This window comes from Streptomyces sp. NPDC007929 (assembly GCF_042959065.1).
Classification (GTDB): domain Bacteria; phylum Actinomycetota; class Actinomycetes; order Streptomycetales; family Streptomycetaceae; genus Streptomyces.
Genome location: NZ_JBIBKD010000006.1, coordinates 448,001 through 468,329, shown reverse-complemented (window position 1 = coordinate 468,329; position 20,329 = coordinate 448,001). Strand labels below are relative to the sequence as shown.

Below are 20,329 nucleotides of genomic sequence, written 5' to 3'. Positions count from 1 at the left end.
GGGTGAGGGGATCTGGCTCGATCAGATTCACACGGGTCGTGACGCTGCGCATGTCGATCACTTACGCAGCGTAGCCCGCTGCTGTTCGTCGGCCGCCCCACCGGCCCCGACCAGGCCGGTGCGCATGCCCGTCAGCCGGTCCGCGAACCGCCGCATCTCGCGCTGCCCGACCGTCCCGATGACCCCGGGCAGACAGCCGCGCACGCCCTGCATGCCGCGCAGCCACCACTGCCCGTACACATGGCTCGACCGGCGCTCGATCCCCTCCACCAGCCGGTCCACGGCCGGGCCCAGCGGGTAGGTCTTGTTGGACGGCCAGGGCAGCCGCTGCCGCAACTCCCGCATGACGTCGTCCTGGTCGGCCCCGCGCACCATGTCGGTGTCGGTCCACGACAGATATCCGACGCCCACCTTCACGCCCCGGTGCCCGACCTCGGCCCGCAGGCTGTGCGCGTACGCCTCCACGCCCGACTTGGAGGCGCAGTAGGCGGTCATCATCGGCGCCGGGGTGATCGCGGCGAGGGACGCGATCTGCAGCAGATAGCCCCGGCTCTCGGTCAGCAGCGGCAGGAAGGCGCGGCCGGTCACCGCCGAGCCGATGAGGTTGACCTCGATGACCCGCCGCCAGGACTCCGGGTCGGAGTCGACGAACGGACCGCCGGTGGCGACACCGGCGTTGGCGACGACGATGTCGACCCGGCCGAAGCGCTCCTTCACCTCGGCCGCGACACGAGCCATCGCCTCGTGGTCGGTGACGTCGGCGTGCCAGTGGTCGCTCTCGCTGTGCAGCCGTGCCGAGACCTGCTTGAGCGCGTCCGGCTCCAGGCCGACCAGCGCCACCTTCACGCCGCGCGCGGAGAGCTTGCGGGCCAGCAACTCCCCGACGCCGCGCGCCGCCCCGGTCACCACGGCGACCTTGCCTTCGAGGCTCACCCTGCTCATGCGCTCTCCTCGGATACGACCTGGATGTGTGTGCGGACGAGTTCCCGGATCTGGCCGGTGACCAGCTCGGGCGCCTCGATGGGCGTCATGTGGCCGATGCCCGGCAGTTCGGTGACCCCGGTGCAGCGCGGCAGCGCGGCGGCCAGGGCCCGGGAGTGGGCCGGGGGTGTCATCCGGTCCGCGGTGCCGACGATCACGGCCGTGGGCACGTCCAGTTCCCGGACGCCGTGGTCGAGGTCGAGCAGGTCCAGCACCTGCGACCAGGAGTGGCGGACCTTGCGGGGGCAGGCGTGCACGATCCGGGCGCAGGCCTCGATCATGTGCGGGGCCGAACCGGGGCCCATCGTGGCGTACTTGAGGATCCGGCGGGCCAGGGGCGTGACGGGCCCGAGCGGGGCGCGGGAGCCGAGGACCCGCCGGGTCAGCCAGGTCCGTGTCCGCCCGGCCTTCAGGGGAACGACGGTGGAGGCGGCGACCAGCTGCGAACTGCCCGTGCTGCACAGCAGGACGGCGGCCGTGTGCGCCCGGAAGGCGGCTCGGGCGGAGGCGGCCATCACGGTCATCCCGCCCATGGAGTGCCCGGCGATCACGGCCTGCTCGCCGGGCGCGAGGGTGGCCTCCAGGACGGCTTCCAGGTCGTCGGCGAGCGCGTCGGAGCTGCACGCACGGCTCGCCGGGCTGCGTCCGTGGCCGCGCTGGTCGTAGGCGATGACGCGGTGGTCGGCCGCCAGGTCGCGGATCTGCGCGGCCCAGAAGGCGGTGGAGCAGGTCCAGCCGTGGGCGAGGACGACCGCGGGCGCGTTCTCGGGCCCGTGCACCTCGACGTGCAGCCGGGCGCCGTCGGCGGACAGGGCGGTCAGTTCGCGCGCCGGGGAGGGCGGGGCGTAGGGGCCGGAGTCGACGTGCAGGAGGCGGCTCACGCGTCCGCCCCCGCCTTCTCGGTGGCGGCGGGTTTCCGCGTCACCGGGGCCCGCAGGACGTCGTACTCGGTGAGGTCCACCCGTCGGGTCGCCCGCCGGAACTCGGCGGTCGTACCGGGCCAGATGGTGGTGTTGCGGCCGCTCGCGTCGAGGTACCAGCTGGTGCAGCCGCCGGTGTTCCACACGGTGCGCTTCATGCGCTCCTGTACCCGGTGGTTCCAGGCGCGCACGGCGTCCGGGCGGGCGTCGAGGGCGACCCGGCCGCCGAGGACGTCGAGCTGGCGGACGTAGTCGGCGAGGTAGTTCAGCTGGGACTCGATCATGAGGATCATCGAGGAGTTCCCGAGGCCGGTGTTGGGTCCGATGACCGTCATCCAGTTGGGGAAGCCGGCCGCCGAGGCGCCGCGCAGGGCCTCCATGCCGCCCTTCCAGCTCTCGGCGAGGGTCCGCCCGTCGGCGCCCACGACCCGGTCGGCGATGGGCATGTCGGTGACGTGGAACCCGGTGCCGAAGACGATCGCGTCCACCTCGGCCTCGCTGCCGTCGGCGGCGATCAGGGTCGAGCCGCGCACCTCGGCGAGGCCGCTGGCGACGACGTCCACGTTGGGCTGTGCGATCGCCGGGTAGTACGTGCTGGACAGCAGGATCCGCTTGCAGCCGATGCGGTAGTCCGGGGTGAGCTTCGCCCGCAGGGCCGGGTCCTTGATGGAGCGGGCCATGTTGCGCCGGGCCAGCTGCTCGACGAAACCGAGCTCGTTCGGGCGCTTGGTGAACGCCTGGACCTGCAACTCCCGGATGCCCCACAGCAGTCCGCGCCGGACCTGCGAGGTGAAGGGCAGCTGCCGGTGGACCCACCGCTCGGCGTCGCTGATGGCCCGGTCGATGCGGGGCATCACCCACGGCGGGGTGCGCTGGAAGAGGGTGAGCCGGGATACGTCGGGCTGGATCGACGGCACGATCTGGATGGCCGAGGCGCCGGTGCCCACCATGGCGACGCGCTTGCCGCGCAGGTCGGCGTCGTGGTCCCAGCGGGCGGAGTGGAACACCTTGCCCGGGAAGGACTCCAGGCCGGGGATGTCGGGCACCTTCGGGTCGGACAGCGGCCCGGTCGCCGACACGACGAAGTCCGCCGACAGGTTCCCGCTGCTGGTCTCGATGTCCCAGCACAGCCGCTCGCCGTCCCAGGCCATCCGCTTCACCTCCGAGTCGAAGCGGATGTGCGGCCGCAGCCGGAACGTGTCCGTCACGTGCTCCAGATAGGCGCGGATGTGCTCCTGCCCCGAGAAGGTGCGCGGCCAGTCGGGGTTGGGCGCGAAGGAGAACGAGTACAGATGGGACGGCACGTCACAGGCACACCCCGGGTAGCTGTTGTCCCGCCAGGTGCCGCCGACACTGCTCGCCCGCTCCAGGACGACGAAGTCGGTGACGCCCTCACGGCGCAGCCGCACCGCGGCCCCCAGCCCGCCGAACCCGGACCCGATCACCGCGACCCGTACATGTTCGTGTTCGCGCTCGCCCATGCCGACACCTCCACACACCACGAGAACCGTGCCAGTGAACACTGGCGCAATGGGAGACTAGGGCAGCGGCGTACCGATGGGTAGGGGGCGGGGCCAGGAAAGTTACCCCTGGTACGCCTTAAGGTGCCCAGGTGGCCGAGAAGCGTGAATACCGCATGGAAGAGCTGGCCCGCCTGGCCGGGATCACGGTGCGCACCCTGCGCTTCTACCGCGAGCGCAAACTGATCCCGCCACCCCGCCGCGAGGGCCGCATCGCCTGGTACGACGACCACCACCTGGCCCGGCTGCGCACGATCACGGCCTTGCTGGAGCGCGGCCACACCCTCAGCGGCATCGCGGAACTGGCGGAGGCCTTCGACCACGGCCGCGACGTCGGCGACCTGCTCGGCGTCGGCGGCCCCACCGAGGAGGAGCCGGTCCACCTCACCCCCGAGGAACTCGCCGACCACTTCGCCGGCGAGGCCACCCCGGAGAACCTCGCCGCCGCGATGGACCTCGGCTACCTCGGCACCGACGGCGAGGAGATCGTCCACATCAGCCGCCGCCTCCTCGACGTCTCCTCGGCCCTGGTCCACGAGGGCATCCCCCTGGCCGCGGTCCTCGCCGCGGCCCAGCAGGTCCGCACCCACGCCGACGCCCTGGCCGACCTCTTCACCGACCTGGTCCTCGCCCACGCCACCCCCGAAGACCTCCCCCGCCTGCGCCCCCTGGCCCGCAGCGTGGTGGAGGCGGAACTGTCGCTGGCCCTGGACCGCCGGATGAGGAAGCCCTAGCGGTCGTAGACGACGGTCACGGGCGCGTGGTCGGACCACCGCTCGGCATGCGTGGCGGCCCGCTCCACGAACCCCTTGACCGCCCGCTCGGCGAGCCCCGGGGTGGCCACGTGGAGATCGATCCTCCACCCCGTGTCATTGTCGAAAGCCCGCCCCCGATACGACCACCACGAGTACGGCCCCTCGGTGTCCGGGTGCAGTGCCCGGACGACGTCGACGTAGCCGCCGTCGGCCGGGGCGAAGACCTGGGTCAGCCACTCCCGCTCCTCGGGAAGGAACCCGGAGCTCTTCTGGTTGCCGCGCCAGTTCTTCAGGTCGGCCCGCTCATGGGCGATGTTCCAGTCGCCGCAGACCAGCACCTCGCGCCCCTCGGCGGCGGCCCGCTCCCGCAGCTCCTTGAGGTGGACGAGGAACTCGCCCATGAAGCGCTCCTTCTCGTCCTGCCGCTCGGTGCCGACCTCCCCGGAGGGCAGGTAGAGGGAGGCGACGGTGATCCCCGGCAGATCGATCTCCACGTACCGCCCGCTGCCGTCGAACTCGGCGGACCCGAAGCCGATCCGCACCCGGTCGGGCTCGCGACGGCTGTACAGGGACACCCCGGCCCGCCCCTTGGCGGCAGCCGGCGCGTGCACCACGTGCCACCCCTCGGGCGCCCGGACGTGCTCCGGCAGCTGCTCCGGCTCGGCCCGCACCTCCTGGAGGCACAGCACATCGGCTTGCGTCTGCGCGAGCCACTCCACGAAGCCCTTCTTCGCGGCGGCACGCAGCCCGTTCACATTCACAGAGGTCACAGTGAGCACCCCGGCACGATACCGGCACACTGGACGAGGTCCATTTCCGGATCGAATACGGTAGCTGCCATGCACATACGCCGGGTCTCCTTCGACCACCCCGACGCCTTGAAGCTGAACGACCAGGTCCAGGCCGAGTACGCCGTCCGCTACGGGGACGACGGCGACGCCACGCCCATGGCCGCCGCGGACTTCGACCCGCCGAACGGCACCTACCTGATCGCGTACGACGAGGACGGCACGCCCGTGGCATCGGGCGGCTGGCGAGCTCGGGACGCCAACGACGAGGGCAACGCCGACGGCGACGCCGAGCTCAAGCGGATGTATGTGACCGACGGCATGCGCGGCCGGGGTCTCGCCCGCCGCGTCCTGGCCGCGCTGGAGGAGGACGCCCGCGCGGCGGGCCGCGTCCGCATGGTCCTGGAGACCGGCACCAAGCAGCCGGAGGCCATCGCCCTGTACACGTCCAGCGGCTACGAGCCGTGCGCCAAGTTCGGCTACTACCGCTGCCACGAGGAGAGTCGCTGCTTCGCCAAGGACCTGCGACCGGCCGGCTGACGGAGGCTCAGCGACCACCGCGCCCCGGCGGTCGCCGTCCGGGGCTGAGCACACGTCAGAGCCCCGGTCGGTTTCCCGACCGGGGCTCTGAGCTGCGTGGACCTGAGGGGATTTGAACCCCTGGCCCCCTCGATGCGAACGAGGTGCGCTACCGGACTGCGCCACAGGCCCTTGCAACGAGTGAAACTTTAGCACCCCGATCGGCCTGCTTGGAAATCCGTTCCCCAGGGGCGGTCACCTGCGGCTTCGCGGAGCTACTCGTTGGCGGCCCGGGGGCGATCCCCGTCTTCGTACTGGTCGAAGAGCGGGGTGCGGCCGCGCTCCCGGGCCCGTCGGGCGGAGGCCGCCCGGCGGGCGTCGGTGCGCCCGTCGCCGTCGTCCGCGTCCGGGGTGGAGGGGTCCGGCTCGCCGGGGTGGTGATCCACGGCGGACTCGCTCTCCGCGTCCGGGGCGACCGTGCTCGACCGGGCCGAGCTCCAGGTGTCGGGGGCGCCGAGGTCCACGTCGCTGGTGGCGCGCGGGGCGACCGGGGCCGTCACATAGGTCGGCAGCGGCACCGGCACCGGCTCCCAGCTGTCACCGCCCTGCCCGGGGCGCCGCTGCCGCTCGCGCTGCTGGTCGACCCACTCCGCGTGGTCGGTCTGCTCGACGAGGGCGCGCCGGTCCGCCGCGAGGGCCGACAGACCGGGGTCGGTGACCGGCTCGGGTCCCTCCTCCGGTTCGTCGTGCTGATCGGCGGCCACGGCGCGCCGGCGGGGCTGACGCTGGCGCTCGCGCAGACGCTGGGCCGCGACCTCGGCCATGCGGCGGTCCATCTGGTAGGCGAAGCGGCGGCGCTCCTGGGAGCGCAGGTACGCGATGTAGACGCTGAGCATGACCGCGGGCACGCCGGGGGCCCACAGGAACGCCAGCCCGCCGACCGCAGCGACGATCGCGCCGAGGGTGAAGGCGAGGAACAGCATGGTGGTGGTGCGCCGACGGCGCGCGAGCACCTTCGAGCGCCGGGCTCGCGCTGCGGCCGCCTGGTTCGCCTGTGTGTTGCGCCGGGCGGCCGGCACCCGTTCCCGGGGGCGGCCGGATCCCGCCGCGTTCGGTGCGGGCGACTGGCGGGCGGAGGGCTCGGGGGCCGCCGGCCGGGCCTGGGGCTCGGGGGCGGGGGACGGTACGGGTGCCTGGGTCTGCGGGCGGGTCTTGGACACGGCGAAGGCCCGGACGTCCACCGACTCGGTGACGGCGTCCAGGTCGTCGGCGTCCTGCTCCCCCTCGTCGGTGGAGCGCGCCCGCAGGTCCTTGGCGTACCGGCGCTCCATCCCCGCCCGTCCGGACAGCAGCCGGATGGCGGTGCTGAAGCGTTCCGTCGGACGGGCCTCGTTCAGCTCGTCCTGCCTACGGAGCCACATCGGCACCAAGTAGGCGGCCCAGGCCCCGACAATGACTGCGTAGATGAGGCCGCTGCTGCTCACGCTCACACCGTAGAGGGGTTTGCGTGAGGCCATCTGCCAATTGAGCCGGTGTGTCGCACGATCTGGCTGATATTTCGAACTTTTCTTGTGACCGATGCGATCAGCAGACCACCCGGGCCGGGAATTCATTGCCCTGAGACGGTCACCTGCCGATCAATTTCGAACACTTATTCAATTTCCGGGGTGTGGCCGCATTCCCGGATTACTCTGCGATCGTGCCCGGTGCCAGCGCCTGAGCAAACCGTCCGGGACCTCCTCCGCCGTGAGGGCGAAGACGAGATGGTCGCGCCAGGCCCCGTCGATGTGCAGATATCGCGGCCGCAGCCCCTCCTCACGGAATCCGAGTTTCTCCACGACCCGGCGGCTGGGCCCGTTCTCCGGGCGAATGCAGACCTCGACGCGGTGCAGTCCGACGGTGCGGAAACAGTGGTCCGTGACCAGTGCCACCGCCGTCGGCATGACGCCGCGTCCCGCCACCGACTCGTCGACCCAGTAACCGACATGGCCCGAGCACATCGAGCCCCAGGTGATCCCGGCGACCGTCAACTGCCCCACCAGCCGACCCTGGTACTCGATGACGAAGGGCAGCATCCGGCCCGCGTTCGCCTCCGACCTCAGATGGCGGACCATCTGGCGGAAGGTCGGGCGGTGCGTCATCGGCCCGCCGGGCGTGGGCGGCGGGATCGTCGCCTCCCAGGGGCGCAGCCAGTCGCGGTTGCGCCGGTTGACCTCGCGCCAGGCCCGCTGGTCGCGCAGCTTTATCGGCCGGAGGACGATGTCGCCGTCCACCAGCTCCACGGGCCAGGATGGGCTGCTCAGCTCGCACCCCCGCTGCCGGGTCTGGGGTGGTCGCCGCCCCGGAGCTGCTCCACCGCGTGGATCAGCAGCGGCTCCAGGACGGCGAGACCGTCCTTCACGCCGCCGCTGGAGCCGGGCAGATTGACGATCAGCGTCTCCCCCGCCACCCCGGCCAGGCCTCGGGAGAGCGCCGCGGTCGGCACCTTGTCCCGGCCGAACGCCCGGATCGCCTCGGCGATGCCCGGCACCTCGTGGTCGATCACGCCGCGGGTCGCCTCGGGAGTGCGGTCGGTGGGCGAGATGCCGGTGCCGCCGGTGGTGACGATGACGTCGTAACCGGCGTCGACACCGGCGCGCAGCGCCGCCTCGACGGGGTCGCCGTCAGGGACGACCTGGGGGCCGTCGACCTCGAAGCCGAAGCCCTTCAGACCGTGGGCGACCATCGGGCCGCCCTTGTCCTCGTAGATCCCGGCGGCGGCCCGGTTCGAGGCCGTGACGACGAGAGCGCGGTACGTCATGCCCGGCTCCAGTCGCCCGACTTGCCACCCGTCTTCTCCTCCACCCGTACGTCCGTGATGACCGCTCCCTTGTCGACCGCCTTGACCATGTCGATCACGGTGAGCGCGGCGACGGAGACCGCGGTGAGGGCCTCCATCTCGACACCCGTGCGGTCCGTCGTCTTCACGGTGGCCAGGATCTCCACGGCGTCGTCCGCGACCGACAGGTCCAGTTTCACACCGGACACCGACAACGGGTGGCAGAGCGGGATCAGGTCGGGGGTGCGTTTGGCGCCCATGATCCCCGCGATCCGCGCGGTCGCGAGGGCGTCGCCCTTGGGGACGCCCTCGCCGCGCAGCAGCTCGATGACGCGGGGCGAGACGAGGACGCGTCCGCTGGCGCGTGCGGTGCGCGCGGTCACGTCCTTCTCCGACACGTCGACCATTCGGGCGGCGCCCGCCTCGTCGATGTGCGTCAGCCGGTCCGGCGTAGGGCCGTCTGGCGGGGGTGGGTCCTGCGTGCTCATGCTGTGTGGCGCTCCCGGTCCGGGCCCGTCGCGGTGCGGCGCACGGGCCTGTTGTGCGCGACACGGTACCCCCAACCAGCGGCTATCGGCCGAGCAGGACCACCTCGACCTCGGTGCCGGGCTCGACCGAGACGGTGTCCTCCGGGACGGCGATCAGGGCATTGGCGTGGGCGAGCGCGGCGACCAGGTGGGATCCGGCGCCGCCGACCGGGGTGACCCTGCCGTCGGCGTACGTGCCGCGCAGGAACTGGCGGCGGCCCTTCGGGGAGGTCAGCGCCTTCTCCGCGGTCAGCGTCGCCCGGGTCGTGGGGCGATGGACGTCCTCCAGCCCCATGAGGGTGCGGATCGCGGGGCGGACGAACAGCTCGAACGAGACGTACGACGACACCGGGTTGCCGGGCAGGGCCAGCAGCGGGGTGTGGTCGGGGCCGATGGAGCCGAAGCCCTGCGGCTTGCCGGGCTGCATGGCGAGCTTGCGGAAGTCGATGCCGCTGCCGGGCTCGTCCTCGTCGCCGACGTGCGACAGCGCCTCCTTGACCACGTCGTACGCGCCCACGCTCACCCCGCCGGTGGTGACCATCAGGTCGGCGCGGACCAGCTGGTCCTCGATGGTGGAGCGCAGGGTCTCGGCGTCGTCGGCGACGGCACCCACCCGGTAGGCGATGGCGCCGGCGTCACGGGCGGCGGCGGTGAGGGCGAAGCTGTTGGAGTCGTAGATCTGACCGGTGCCCAGTTCCGTGTCGGGCTGGACGAGTTCGCTGCCGGTGGAGAGCACCACCACGCGCGGGCGCGGGCGGACCCGGACGGTGCCGCGGCCGATCGCGGCCAGCAGGGCGATCTGCGGCGGGCCGAGGACGGTCCCCGCCTGAAGGGCGCGGTCACCCGACCGCACGTCGCTGCCCTTGGCGCGTACGTGCGCGCGGGCCTCGGCGGGGCGGTAGACCTGCACCTGGCCGGTGGCGCCCTCGGGGCCGAGGCTGCGGGCGAGCATGCCGCGCACCGGGCCCTCGCCGAGCCCGCCGTCGGTCCACTCGACGGGCACGACCGTCTCGGCGCCGGGCGGCAGGGGGGCGCCGGTCATGATGCGGGCGGCCTGGCCGGGGCCCACGGGGAGCGGTTCGGCCTGGCCGGCGGCGACGTCCCCGACGACCTCCAGGGCCGCCGGGAACTCCTCGCTCGCGCCCGCGACGTCCGCGACCCGTACCGCGTAGCCGTCCATCGAGCTGTTGTCGAAGGGCGGCAGGGACACCGGCACCGTGATGTCCTCGACGAGGACGCAGCCCTGAGCGTCGAGCAGATGCAGCTCGATGGGCTCCAGGGGCCGGACGGTGGCGAGGATGTCCTCCAGGTGCTCGTCCACCGACCAGAGGTGGTCGGGGCCGAAGTGGTCCTGGCCGGTGACGTGGGGCGCGGCGCTGCTCAACGTGCTACATCTCCTCGGCTACGTAACTGCGAAGCCAGGTCCGGAAGTCCGGGCCCAGGTCTTCACGTTCGCATGCGAGTCGGACAATGGCACGCAGGTAGTCCCCGCGGTCGCCGGTGTCATAGCGGCGGCCCTTGAAGACGACGCCGTGCACGGGGCCGCCGATCTTCTCGTCTTCGGCGAGCTGCTGGAGGGCGTCGGTGAGCTGGATCTCGCCGCCGCGGCCCGGCTCGGTCCGGCGGAGTATGTCGAAGATGTGCGGGTCGAGGACGTAGCGGCCGATGATGGCGTAGTTGGAGGGCGCGTCGGCCGGGTCGGGCTTCTCGACGAGGCCGCTGACCTGGACGACGTCACTGTCCTCGGTGGTCTCCACGGCCGCGCAGCCGTAGAGGTGGATCTGCTTCGGGTCGACCTCCATGAGCGCGATGACGCTGCCGCCGCGCTGCTCCTGGACCTCGACCATGCGCTGCAGCAGCGGGTCGCGGGGGTCGATCAGGTCGTCGCCGAGGAGGACCGCGAAGGGCTCGTCGCCCACGTGCGGGGCGGCGCACAGGACGGCGTGGCCGAGGCCCTTGGGGTCGCCCTGGCGGACGTAGTGCATGGTCGCGAGGTCGCTGGACTCCTGCACCTTGGCGAGACGGCCGGCGTCGCCCTTCTTCTGGAGGGCCGACTCCAGCTCGTAGTTGCGGTCGAAGTGGTCCTCCAGGGGGCGCTTGTTGCGGCCCGTCACCATGAGGACGTCGTCGAGACCCGCGGCGACCGCCTCCTCGACCACGTACTGGATCGCGGGCTTGTCCACGACCGGCAGCATCTCCTTGGGAGTGGCTTTGGTGGCCGGCAGGAACCGGGTGCCGAGGCCTGCTGCGGGAATGACAGCCTTGCTGATCCGAGGGTGCTGAGTCATGCCGGCCACCCTATCCGGTGCCTTTGGATGGAATCTGCGGCTCCGGTTCATAGGCGCTCTTATGAGCGTATTGCCACAGTACGGGAGCAACCATTGAGGCATATCGCACGTCCGGGCGAGTCTGACAAGCGGAGTTTGCGGCGCGAGATCCTCGCGGTGAGGAACGGGTTGACGGCGGATGACCTGCGGGAAACGTCGATCGCGCTGGCCGGCCGGGCACTGGAGCTGCCCGAGTTGGGGCAGGCCGCGACGGTGGCGGCGTATGTCTCGGTGGGGAGTGAGCCCGGCACCCGCGCGCTCCTGGACGCGCTGCACGCCCGGGGCGTGCGCGTGCTGCTTCCGGCCCTGCTGCCCGACAACGACCTCGACTGGGGACCGTACGAGGGCGGGGCCTCTCTGGCGCGGGTGCAACACGGCGGCAGGATGGCCCTCTTCGAACCCGCGGGCGAACGCCTCGGACCGGACGCCGTGACCACCGCCGACGCGGTGCTGCTGCCCGGGCTCGCGGTCGACGCGCGCGGAATGCGGCTCGGACGCGGCGGCGGCTCCTACGACCGGGTCCTGGCGCGGCTGGAACGGGCGGGCACGCATCCCGCCCTGGTGGTGCTGCTGTACGACTCCGAGGTCGTCGAGCACGTCCCGGAGGAGCCGCACGACCGGCCGGTGCACGCGGTGGTGACACCGTCGGGGGTACGGCGGTTCCGGCCGGCGTCCTGACGCCGGGGCGCGCGGGGGCCGGGGCGCGGGGGTGCCGGGGCGCGCGAGGGTGCCTCGCCGCACGCCGAAGGGCCCTCCACGCGCGCGTGGAGGGCCCTTCGGTCACCGGTTCATGGTGTTCTCCGGCTCATGGTGCTCACCGGCTCAGGGTTTGAGCACCAGCTTGTCGGTGGTGCTCTTCTCGACCGCCTGGTCCGAGAAGGCCCACGGCAGCAGCTCGCCGTCGGCCCACTTCTGGGTCTGGTCGACGTAGTGGGCGCTGTAGGCGTGCCCGGAGGCACCGGTGAGGTTGATCCACTTCGACTTGTCGAGGTCGCCGAGGTTCACCACCATCCGCATGGACGGCACCCACACCACCCCGTAGCCGCCGGCCGCGTTCCAGCCGGTCGCGTTGACCGTGGCCTCGCCGCCGCCGAGCTCCCAGGGGCCTCGATTGAGGGCGTACTGGATGAAACCGGGGCCCGAGGTGCCGAGGGTCTGGTTCTTCAGGAACAGGCGGTGCAGCCGGCCCCAGCTCCAGGTGTCGATGTCCTTGCCGAGCTTGGCGGTCAGCTCCCAGCGGGCGTCGATCATGGCCCGCTTGAACAGCTGGTCACGGTCGTGCGCCGCGGGACGGGTGCCCACCTTGGGGGTGCTCCACCAGTCGCTGTCCTGCTGGTCCATGAGCTTGCGGACCACCTCGAACCACCGGTCGCCGCCGTCCGGCTGCGCCCGGTCGGGGGCACGCTGGCCGCACTCGCGGACCTTCTCCGCCTCGTCGGCGGGGCCGGTGGTGTTGACCGGCTCGACCCACAGGCACTGGCCCTTGGGACGCAGCTCCTTGGGCAGCTTGTTGCCGAAGGCGAGCTTGAGGACGTTGCGCCAGACCGCGTTGAAGTAGGCCGCCGCCGCGGAGTCGGCGTCCTGGGTGTAGTCCCAGCCCTCCAGGAGCTTCTGCGCCTCGCGGACGTCCTTGTTCCCGGGGTCGATCTTCAGCAGCGTGGGCACCAGCAGCCGGGCGACCTCGCTGCTGTTGTCCAGCTGCATCTGGCGCATGTCGTCCGTGGAGATCTTGCCGCCGTCCTTGATCTTCGACTGGATCAGGTCGGTGATCCGCTGGCTGCGCGCGCCGTAGCCCCAGTCCGCGGTCAGCGTGTAGGGGTACTTGTCCGGGTCTATCACGGCCTGGTTGGCGGTGACGATGTAGCCGCGCTCCGGGTCGTACTCGTAGGGCAGCGCGTCCTGCGGGATGTAGCCGGTCCAGCGGTACTTCGGGTCCCAGCCGGGCGCCGGGACGGAGCCGTCGTCGCCCTTCTGGCGCAGCGGGATCCTCCCCGGCAGCGTGTAGCCGATGTGGTTCTCGTTGTCGGCGTAGACCAGGTTCTGCGACGGCACCTCGAACTGGGCGGCGGCCTTGCGGAAGTCGGTCCAGTTCCTCGCCTTGTCCATGGCGAAGACGGCGTCCATGGTGGTGCCGGGCTGGAGCGCGGTCCAGCGCAGCGCGACGCCGTAGCCGTCGCCCCGGTCGGGTGCGGCGGTGTCGACGGTGGCCTTCTTGCCGACCTTCACGAGTTCCTCGTCGCGGTCGGACAGCAGGGGGCCGTTGTTGGTCTCGCGGACGACGATCTTCTTCGGTTCGCCGCCGGCGACCTTGATGGTCTCCTCGCGGGTCTCGAAGGGCTTGACCTTGCCGTCGTACAGGTAGCCGTTGCCGGTGATCTTCTCCAGGTAGAGGTCGGTGACGTCGACACCGGAGTTGGTCATGCCCCAGGCGATGTCCTGGTTGTGGCCGATTATCACGCCCGGCATACCGGCGAAGGTGTAGCCGCTGACGTCGTACTGGCAGGTGCTGGAGACGCTGCGGCAGTGCAGGCCCATCTGGTACCAGACGGACGGCAGGGAGGGCGACAGGTGCGGGTCGTTGGCCAGCAGCGGCTTGCCGCTGATGGTGTGCTGCCCGCCGACGACCCAGGAGTTGGAGCCGATGCCGTCGCCGTTCACGCCGACGGCGGGCGGGAGGTCGTCCAGGACGCTGGTGAGGCCGCCCAACTGGCTGTCGAGACCGGCGGTGCCGGAGGCGGTGTTCGTACCGGCGGCCGTGCCGGCGGCCGTGCCGGTGGAGGCACCGGCGGTTCCGTTCGTACCGGAGGTGCTGTTCGTACCGGAGGTGCCGGACGTCCCGTTCGCGCCGTTCGCGCCGTTCGCGCCGTTCGTTCCGAATGTGCCGCTGGGGTCGCTCGTGCCGCCTTGCTGGAACGCGCCCGCCAGTTCGCTGTACTGGCCCTCCTGGACGATCGCCTTGTTCCGGCTGTACGGGTACCGCGGGTACAGGTCGGCGATCTGCTTCGGGCCGAGGCGGCTGGTCAGCAGGGCTCGGTCGATCTCGTCCTGCATGTTGCCGCGCAGGTCCCAGGCCATCGCCTTGAGCCAGGAGATCGAGTCGACCGGGGTCCACGCCTGCGGCTTGTAGTCGTTGGTGAAGCCCAGCGCCGCGTACTCCAGGGAGATGTCCTCGCCGTCCTTGCCCTCGAGGTAGGAGTTGACTCCCTCGGCGTAGGCCTGGAGGTACTTCTTCGTGGTGGCCGACAGCTTGGTGTCGTACTCCTGCTTGGCGACCCGGTCCCAGCCGAGGGTGCGCAGGAACTCGTCGTTGTCGACCTGGCTCTTGCCGAACATCTCCGACAGCCGCCCGGAGGCCATGTGGCGGCGGACGTCCATCTCGTAGAACCGGTCCTGCGCCTGGACGTAGCCCTGCGCCATGAACAGGTCCGCGTCGGAGGAGGCGTAGATCTGTGGAATGCCGTAGTCGTCGCGCTTGACCTCGACCGGGCCCGACAGGCCCTTCAGGGTGAGGGTGCCCTTGGTCTGCGGGAAGGAGGCCCGGACGGTACTGATGGACCAGTACGACCCGTAGGCCACCCCTCCGATGAGGGCCAGCACCAGGACGAGCACGATAAGTCGGGCTTTGCGCCCCTTTCTCCTGCCGGACTTGCCGGGCTGCTGACCCGTGGAGGCGGTGGTGTTGGGGGGCATCGCTGTCCTTGCTGTCCTAACGCGAGCGGCAGGTTCGGCTGTGCTTTTAACTGAGCGCTGGAGCAACGATAGGCGCAGGGCCTTGCGCCCCTTGACGCGGAGTCGGGAACCAGCGCGTACGGACGTTCGATCTTGCACCCGCAAGCGTCAAGAAATCGTCAAGAGTTAGGTAAGGTAACGAAGTAGTCGGCGCGGTGCGCCACAGCTTCATGTGCGATGTACGTGAGCCCACGCGCGCGTGCGTGCGGGCCAGGGAAGGATTCAGCCGCTGACTGTTCACCACCTCAACCAGCTCCTGCTCGTCTGCTCGCTCGTCCTGCTCGTCGCCGTCGCAGCGGTACGGATCTCCTCGCGCAGCGGACTCCCCAGCCTGCTCGTGTACCTGGGGATAGGCGTCGCGATGGGCCAGGACGGCGTGGGCGACATCCACTTCGACAACGCCGAGCTGACCCAGGTCATCGGATACGCGGCCCTGGTCGTGATCCTGGCCGAGGGTGGTCTGGGCACGAAGTGGACAGAGGTCAAGCCGGCCCTGCCGGCCGCCTCGGCACTGGCGCTGGCCGGTGTCGCGGTGAGCGTCGGGGTCACCGCGACGGCCGCTCACTATCTGATCGGGCTGGAATGGCGGCAGGCGCTCATCATCGGCGCGGTCGTCTCCTCGACCGACGCTGCGGCCGTGTTCTCCGTGCTGCGCAAGATCCCCCTGCCCGCGCGCGTGACGGGCACGCTGGAGGCCGAGTCCGGCTTCAACGACGCCCCGGTGGTCATCCTCGTGGTCTCCCTGTCCACGGCGGGGCCGGTCGAGCACTGGCACGTGCTGCTGGGCGTGATCCTGCTGGAGCTGGCCATCGGCGCGGCCATCGGGCTCGCGGTGGGCTGGCTGGGCTCCTGGGGGCTCAGGCATGTGGCGCTGCCCGCGTCCGGCCTCTACCCGATCGCCGTCATGGCGATCGCCGTGGTGGCGTACGCGGCGGGCGCCATGGCCCACGGCAGTGGCTTCCTCGCGGTCTACCTCGCCTCGATGGTGATGGGCAACGCGCGGCTGCCGCACTGGCCGGCCACGCGCGGGTTCGCCGACGGGCTCGGCTGGATGGCCCAGATCGGCATGTTCGTCCTGCTCGGCCTGCTGGTCACGCCGCACGAGCTGGGCGACGACATCGTGCCCGCGCTGGTCATCGGGCTGGTGCTGACCATGGTGGCGCGACCGCTCAGCGTGGTGGTCTGCCTGTCGCCGTTCCGCGTACCCTGGCAGGAGCAGGCCCTGATGTCCTGGGCGGGACTGCGCGGGGCCGTGCCCATCATCCTGGCGACCATCCCCATGGTGCAGGGCGTCGACGCCAGCCGCCGGATCTTCAACATCGTCTTCGTGCTGGTCGTCGTCTACACCCTGGTCCAGGGCCCGACGCTGCCCTGGCTGGGCCGCAAGCTGCGCCTCGGCGACGGTTCGGAGGCCGCCGACCTCGGCATCGAGTCGGCACCACTGGAGCGGCTGCGCGGGCATCTGCTGTCCGTGGCGATCCCCGACGGATCGAAGATGCACGGCGTGGAGGTGGCCGAGCTGCGGCTCCCGCACGGCGCGGCCGTGACGCTCATCGTGCGCGCGGGCGAATCGTTCGTCCCCCTGCCGACGACGATCCTGCAGCGCGGGGACGAGCTCCTGGTGGTCGCCACGGACCCCGTCCGGGACGCGGCCGAGAAGCGGCTGCGGGCCGTGGGACGCGGCGGCAAACTGGCCGGCTGGCTGGGGACGGACGGGGCGGGGCGATGAGGGCGGGGAGATGCGGGTGGGGCGATCCGAGCTGTTCGGCCGTTTTGTCTGCTTTGCGATTTCGAGGGCAGGCCGCGCCATGGTGCTCACTTTCACAGGCACACACCCCTTGATCCCTGTACGATGAAGGCGTTACCCAGATCGAACCAACTCTGCCTGACGCAGAGCTGGCGCGACCGTATGGCGGTCGGGGCACCCCTCCTCACGGGGCCCGGCATCTACCGCAGTTCCGCGCAAGAGGACAGCTCTCGGCGCCGCCCACTACGGGGCCGCGCTACCAGGCGGCAGAAAGGCACGGGCCGTGGTGTCCACGGTCACCTCGAAGGCGTCGGAGAACCCGTCGGCTTCCGCCCGCCCGGGATACGGCCGGCTGCTGCGCACCCGCGGCGCCTGGACGTTCCTGCTCCCCGGCTTCGCGGCACGTCAGCCGTTCGCGATGCTGACCATCTCCATCGTGCTGCTGGTGCAGCACACCACCGGCTCGTACGGAGCGGCGGGCGCCGCCGCGGCCGTCACCGGTGTCTCCATGGCACTGTTCGCGCCCTACAGCGGTCGCCTCGCCGACCGCTACGGCCAGCGCGCCGTACTGATCCCCGGCGTACTGCTGCACGCGCTGTCCGGCCTGACCCTCACCGCGCTCGCGCTGCTGGACGCGCCCCTGTGGGCGGTGTTCGTGGCGGCCGTCCCGACCGGTGCCTCGGTGCCGCAGGTCGGCCCGATGGTGCGGGCCCGCTGGGGCGTGAAGCTCAAGGACTCGCCGCTGATGACCACCGCGGCCGCCTTCGAGTCCGTCACGGACGAGCTGACCTTCGTGGTCGGCCCGCTGCTGGCCACCGCCCTGTGCACGGCCGTCGACCCGGCCGCCGGACTGGTCACGGAGGCCTCGCTGACCCTGATCGGCGGCCTGCTGTTCGCCGCGCAGAAGAGCACCCAGCCCTCCGTCGCCGCCGACGGGCACGCGCGCGTGGAGCACGCCTCGGCCCTGCGCGTCCCCGGGGTGCGCGTGCTGATCGTGACCTTCCTGGGCATCGGCACCGTCTTCGGCGGTATGCAGGTCTCGCTCGCCGCGTTCACCGAGTCGATCGGCGAGCCGGGCCTGAACGGCGTCCTCTACGGCGTCTTCGCCGCGGGCAACATGCTCTCCGGCGTGGTCTGCGGCGCGATCGCCTGGAAGGCGGCCCCGCAGCGGCGCCTGGTCATCGGCTACGCGGCGCTCGCGCTGACCGCGTCGGGCCTGTGGGCCGCCCACTCGGTGCCGGTCCTCGCCGGCCTCGGCCTGCTGGTCGGCATGTGCATCGCACCCGCCCTGATCACCGGCTACACCCTGGTCGACAGCCTGGTCCCGGCCGGTGCCCGCACCGAGGCCTTCACCTGGCTGACCGGAGCGGTGGCACTCGGCCAGGCCGCCGCCGTCACCGCCGCCGGACAGCTGGAGGACCGCTTCTGGTCGGGCGCCGGTTTCCTGGTGCCGATGGGCGGCACGGTGCTCGCCCTGGCGACCCTCCTGGCCCTGCGCTCCCGGCTGGTGGCGCGGGGCAACGGCCGGACGGTCGCACGTGGCGTGGGTCACCGCGTGCCGGTGGCAGTGGACTGAGCGGCCGGAATACGTCACTATGGTTCGTCGTTAGCACTCATCGAGTGAGAGTGCCAGGAGGAAGACAGTGCCGACCTACCAGTACCAGTGCACCGAGTGCGGCGAAGGCCTCGAGGCGGTGCAGAAGTTCACCGACGACGCCCTCACCGAGTGCCCGAACTGCAAGGGCCGCCTGAAGAAGGTGTTCTCGGCGGTCGGCATCGTCTTCAAGGGCTCCGGCTTCTACCGGAACGACAGCCGCGGTTCCTCGTCGAGCAGCTCCCCGGCCGCGAAGTCGTCGAGCACCTCGTCCTCGGGCTCGTCGTCCTCCGACTCCGGCTCGTCGAGCTCCGGCTCGACCGCGTCGTCGAGCACCAGCAGCTCCTCCAGCTCCAGCAGCACCACCGCCGCGTAGCGCCTGGTTCTGCCGCGCAAGGCCTGATTCTTACGGGACCCTGTCACCTTCGGGCGACGGGGTCCTCGGCGTTTCCGCCTGCGGTTAGGGTGCGGGCATGGCGAACAAGGCGAACGTGACGGACCAGGCAGGCGCCGGGATCGGTGTCATCGGCGGCTCGGGGTTCTACTCCTTCCTCGACGACGTGACCGAGATCCAGGTCGACACCCCGTACGGGCCGCCGAGCGACTCCCTCTTCCTCGGTCAGGTCGCCGGCCGGCGGGTCGCCTTCCTGCCTCGGCACGGGCGGGGGCACCATCTGCCGCCGCACCGGATCAACTACCGGGCCAACCTGTGGGCGCTGCGCTCGGTCGGTGTGCGCCAGGTCCTCGCCCCCTGCGCGGTGGGCGGTCTGCGCCCCGAGTACGGGCCGGGCACGCTGCTGGTGCCGGACCAGTTGGTCGACCGCACGAAGTCCCGCGCGAACAGCTACTTCGACGGACTGCCTCTGCCCGACGGCTCGGTGCCGAACGTGGTGCACGTGTCGCTGGCCGACCCCTACTGCCCGTCCGGGCGGGCCGTCGCGCTGAAGGCGGCGCGGGGCCGGGACTGGGAACCGGTGGACGGCGGCACGCTGGTCGTCGTCGAGGGGCCGCGCTTCTCGACGCGTGCGGAATCGTTGTGGCACCAGGCGCAGGGCTGGTCGGTGGTGGGCATGACCGGCCACCCCGAGGCGGCGCTCGCCCGTGAGCTGGAGCTCTGCTACACGTCGCTGACCCTGGTCACCGACCTCGACGCGGGTGCCGAGACGGGCGAGGGCGTCTCGCACGACGAGGTGCTGCGGGTGTTCGCGGCGAACGTGGACCGGCTGCGGGGCGTGCTGTTCGACGCGGTGGCCGGGTTGCCCGGGGAGGGCGAGCGGGACTGTCTGTGCGCGCGTGCGCTGGGTGGGATGGATCCGGGTTTCGCGCTGCCGTAGCCGCCCTGGAAGAGGGCGGAACTCGCCGTTCGGGTGAGGGAGTTGTTCACAGGCCGGCGGTGGGTCCACAGGCCTGAGCGGGCGGCGCCGGGAAGCCTCATCGTGGGGAGCGCAAGCCGGTCCCTCGTCGCAGGTGGTGGTCTCCGTGTCCCTCGCTCGTTCCTCGGTCGTGCCTTCTTCGCCCTCCTGGTCGCTCGCCTCGTGCCCGCCCGGCGCCGAGGTGCCTACGACGCGTGAGGTGCCCCGGTTCGATCCGGTCCGGGTGCGCGGCGGTCACGGGTCCGGGCGGCTCGTCCGGCACCGGCGGCGGGCCGTGGCCGTCGGACTCGCCGTCACCGCGACGGCACTCGTGGCGGCGGGCCCGCGCGACACCGACGGGGCCCGTGGTCATCCCCGGGCCCGGCCTCCCGCGCACACGGCCTCCCTGTCCGGGGAGCGGTCCGCCTCCCCGCACCGCGCCGCCGGGTCGGTGACGGCCCCGGTCCGCATCTCCGACGCGGCCGCGGTACGGCTGCTGCGGCCCGGGGACCGGGTCGACGTCATCGCCGCGGAGGGGACGGTGCCGGGCGGTGACGCCCGGGTGGTCGCGCGCGGCGCCAGGGTGACGAAGGTGCCCGAGCCGGTGGCGGACGCGGGCGACAGCGGGGCTCTGGTCGTGCTGTCGGTGCCGCGGCCCACCGCCGCCCGGCTGGCCGGCGCGAGTGCCACCGGACGGCTGGCGGTGACGTTGTGGTGATGCTGTGTGTGATCCGGTCAAGGCCCTCTTTCGA

At 71.6% G+C, this 20,329-nt stretch carries 19 protein-coding genes and 1 tRNA gene; 8 read left to right on the top strand and 12 right to left on the bottom strand.

The window, feature by feature from the left end; all coding sequences use genetic code 11:
- Positions 1-57: 57 nt before the first annotated feature.
- From ACFZDE_RS22875 to ACFZDE_RS22865, 3 genes are read right to left on the bottom strand one after another with little or no spacing between them, the layout of a single operon-like run.
- Positions 58-942: a short-chain dehydrogenase/reductase gene (locus ACFZDE_RS22875; RefSeq protein ID WP_391202296.1), complete on the bottom strand. Its 885-nt coding sequence runs from the start codon at positions 940-942 to the stop codon at positions 58-60.
- Entirely contained in the window at positions 939-1,862 is a 924-nt protein-coding gene (locus ACFZDE_RS22870) for an alpha/beta fold hydrolase (RefSeq protein WP_391202292.1), read from the bottom strand. Before ACFZDE_RS22870 ends, ACFZDE_RS22875 begins: the two co-directional genes overlap by 4 nt.
- Positions 1,859-3,382, bottom strand: a complete 1,524-nt coding sequence (locus ACFZDE_RS22865; protein ID WP_391202289.1) for an NAD(P)-binding domain-containing protein — start codon at positions 3,380-3,382, stop codon at positions 1,859-1,861. The genes ACFZDE_RS22870 and ACFZDE_RS22865 overlap by 4 nt, the downstream gene beginning before the upstream one ends.
- 155 nt (positions 3,383-3,537) lie before the next feature.
- On the opposite strand from ACFZDE_RS22865, the gene ACFZDE_RS22860 reads away from it, so the two are divergent.
- Positions 3,538-4,155 (top strand): MerR family transcriptional regulator, encoded by a 618-nt coding sequence (locus ACFZDE_RS22860; protein WP_391202601.1) that lies wholly within the window; start codon positions 3,538-3,540, stop codon positions 4,153-4,155.
- On the opposite strand, the gene ACFZDE_RS22855 is transcribed toward ACFZDE_RS22860, so the two are convergent.
- Positions 4,152-4,946: an exodeoxyribonuclease III gene (locus ACFZDE_RS22855; RefSeq protein WP_391202285.1), complete on the bottom strand. Its 795-nt coding sequence runs from the start codon at positions 4,944-4,946 to the stop codon at positions 4,152-4,154. The genes ACFZDE_RS22860 and ACFZDE_RS22855 overlap by 4 nt on opposite strands.
- 69 nt (positions 4,947-5,015) lie before the next feature.
- Between ACFZDE_RS22855 and ACFZDE_RS22850 the strand changes: the two genes are divergently transcribed.
- Complete coding sequence (locus ACFZDE_RS22850; protein WP_391202282.1) at positions 5,016-5,504, top strand: GNAT family N-acetyltransferase; 489 nt, start codon at positions 5,016-5,018, stop codon at positions 5,502-5,504.
- Between the two features lie 97 nt (positions 5,505-5,601).
- Here ACFZDE_RS22850 and ACFZDE_RS22845 read toward each other — a convergent pair.
- The 7 genes from ACFZDE_RS22845 to galU form a co-directional block, all read right to left on the bottom strand.
- Positions 5,602-5,675, bottom strand: a tRNA-Ala gene (locus ACFZDE_RS22845).
- 83 nt (positions 5,676-5,758) lie between these two features.
- On the bottom strand, positions 5,759-6,967 hold the full coding sequence (glpR, locus tag ACFZDE_RS22840) for a gephyrin-like molybdotransferase receptor GlpR (RefSeq protein ID WP_391202280.1): 1,209 nt from the start codon (positions 6,965-6,967) through the stop codon (positions 5,759-5,761).
- Between the two features lie 171 nt (positions 6,968-7,138).
- Complete coding sequence (locus ACFZDE_RS22835; protein WP_391004685.1) at positions 7,139-7,759, bottom strand: GNAT family N-acetyltransferase; 621 nt, start codon at positions 7,757-7,759, stop codon at positions 7,139-7,141.
- Positions 7,760-7,782: 23 nt separating this feature from the next.
- Entirely contained in the window at positions 7,783-8,283 is a 501-nt protein-coding gene (locus ACFZDE_RS22830) for a molybdenum cofactor synthesis domain-containing protein (RefSeq protein WP_391004366.1), read from the bottom strand.
- Positions 8,280-8,789, bottom strand: a complete 510-nt coding sequence (gene moaC / locus ACFZDE_RS22825; protein WP_391202277.1) for a cyclic pyranopterin monophosphate synthase MoaC — start codon at positions 8,787-8,789, stop codon at positions 8,280-8,282. The genes ACFZDE_RS22830 and moaC overlap by 4 nt, the downstream gene beginning before the upstream one ends.
- Before the next feature lie 82 nt (positions 8,790-8,871).
- Positions 8,872-10,212 (bottom strand): gephyrin-like molybdotransferase Glp, encoded by a 1,341-nt coding sequence (gene glp / locus ACFZDE_RS22820; RefSeq protein ID WP_391004364.1) that lies wholly within the window; start codon positions 10,210-10,212, stop codon positions 8,872-8,874.
- A gap of 4 nt (positions 10,213-10,216) precedes the next feature.
- Positions 10,217-11,116: a UTP--glucose-1-phosphate uridylyltransferase GalU gene (gene galU, locus ACFZDE_RS22815; protein WP_391202274.1), complete on the bottom strand. Its 900-nt coding sequence runs from the start codon at positions 11,114-11,116 to the stop codon at positions 10,217-10,219.
- Positions 11,117-11,209: 93 nt separating this feature from the next.
- Here galU and ACFZDE_RS22810 point away from each other — a divergent pair, with 93 nt between their 5' ends.
- Positions 11,210-11,833, top strand: coding sequence for a 5-formyltetrahydrofolate cyclo-ligase (locus ACFZDE_RS22810; RefSeq protein ID WP_391202272.1), 624 nt, complete (start codon positions 11,210-11,212; stop codon positions 11,831-11,833).
- 144 nt (positions 11,834-11,977) lie between these two features.
- On the opposite strand, the gene ACFZDE_RS22805 is transcribed toward ACFZDE_RS22810, so the two are convergent.
- Positions 11,978-14,845: a penicillin acylase family protein gene (locus ACFZDE_RS22805; protein WP_391202269.1), complete on the bottom strand. Its 2,868-nt coding sequence runs from the start codon at positions 14,843-14,845 to the stop codon at positions 11,978-11,980.
- Between the two features lie 238 nt (positions 14,846-15,083).
- Here ACFZDE_RS22805 and ACFZDE_RS22800 point away from each other — a divergent pair, with 238 nt between their 5' ends.
- The 5 genes from ACFZDE_RS22800 (at position 15,084) to ACFZDE_RS22780 (ending at position 20,295) form a co-directional block, all read left to right on the top strand.
- A complete protein-coding gene (locus tag ACFZDE_RS22800; protein WP_391004359.1) occupies positions 15,084-16,613 on the top strand; it encodes a potassium/proton antiporter in 1,530 nt (509 codons plus the stop codon).
- Positions 16,614-16,914: 301 nt separating this feature from the next.
- A complete protein-coding gene (locus ACFZDE_RS22795) occupies positions 16,915-18,207 on the top strand; it encodes an MFS transporter (protein WP_391202266.1) in 1,293 nt (430 codons plus the stop codon).
- A 67-nt stretch (positions 18,208-18,274) separates the two neighbouring features.
- The gene (locus ACFZDE_RS22790) at positions 18,275-18,601 is read left to right on the top strand and encodes an FmdB family zinc ribbon protein (RefSeq protein ID WP_391202263.1); all 327 of its coding nucleotides are present in this window, start codon (positions 18,275-18,277) and stop codon (positions 18,599-18,601) included.
- A gap of 97 nt (positions 18,602-18,698) precedes the next feature.
- Positions 18,699-19,559: an S-methyl-5'-thioadenosine phosphorylase gene (locus ACFZDE_RS22785; protein WP_391004353.1), complete on the top strand. Its 861-nt coding sequence runs from the start codon at positions 18,699-18,701 to the stop codon at positions 19,557-19,559.
- 238 nt (positions 19,560-19,797) lie between these two features.
- Positions 19,798-20,295 (top strand): hypothetical protein, encoded by a 498-nt coding sequence (locus ACFZDE_RS22780; protein ID WP_391004351.1) that lies wholly within the window; start codon positions 19,798-19,800, stop codon positions 20,293-20,295.
- Positions 20,296-20,329 lie beyond the last annotated feature (34 nt).

What these genes read in the sequence shown, in the direction of transcription:
- ACFZDE_RS22830 (WP_391004366.1), bottom strand. Translation starts at nt 8,283, where the DNA reads ATGACGTACCGCGCTCTCGTCGTCACGGCCTCGAACCGGGCCGCCGCC.
- ACFZDE_RS22875 (WP_391202296.1), bottom strand. Translation starts at nt 942, where the DNA reads ATGAGCAGGGTGAGCCTCGAAGGCAAGGTCGCCGTGGTGACCGGGGCG.
- ACFZDE_RS22865 (WP_391202289.1), bottom strand. Translation starts at nt 3,382, where the DNA reads ATGGGCGAGCGCGAACACGAACATGTACGGGTCGCGGTGATCGGGTCC.
- ACFZDE_RS22860 (WP_391202601.1), top strand. Translation starts at nt 3,538, where the DNA reads ATGGAAGAGCTGGCCCGCCTGGCCGGGATCACGGTGCGCACCCTGCGC.
- ACFZDE_RS22850 (WP_391202282.1), top strand. Translation starts at nt 5,016, where the DNA reads ATGCACATACGCCGGGTCTCCTTCGACCACCCCGACGCCTTGAAGCTG.
- galU (WP_391202274.1), bottom strand. Translation starts at nt 11,116, where the DNA reads ATGACTCAGCACCCTCGGATCAGCAAGGCTGTCATTCCCGCAGCAGGC.
- ACFZDE_RS22785 (WP_391004353.1), top strand. Translation starts at nt 18,699, where the DNA reads ATGGCGAACAAGGCGAACGTGACGGACCAGGCAGGCGCCGGGATCGGT.
- moaC (WP_391202277.1), bottom strand. Translation starts at nt 8,789, where the DNA reads ATGAGCACGCAGGACCCACCCCCGCCAGACGGCCCTACGCCGGACCGG.
- ACFZDE_RS22805 (WP_391202269.1), bottom strand. Translation starts at nt 14,845, where the DNA reads ATGCCCCCCAACACCACCGCCTCCACGGGTCAGCAGCCCGGCAAGTCC.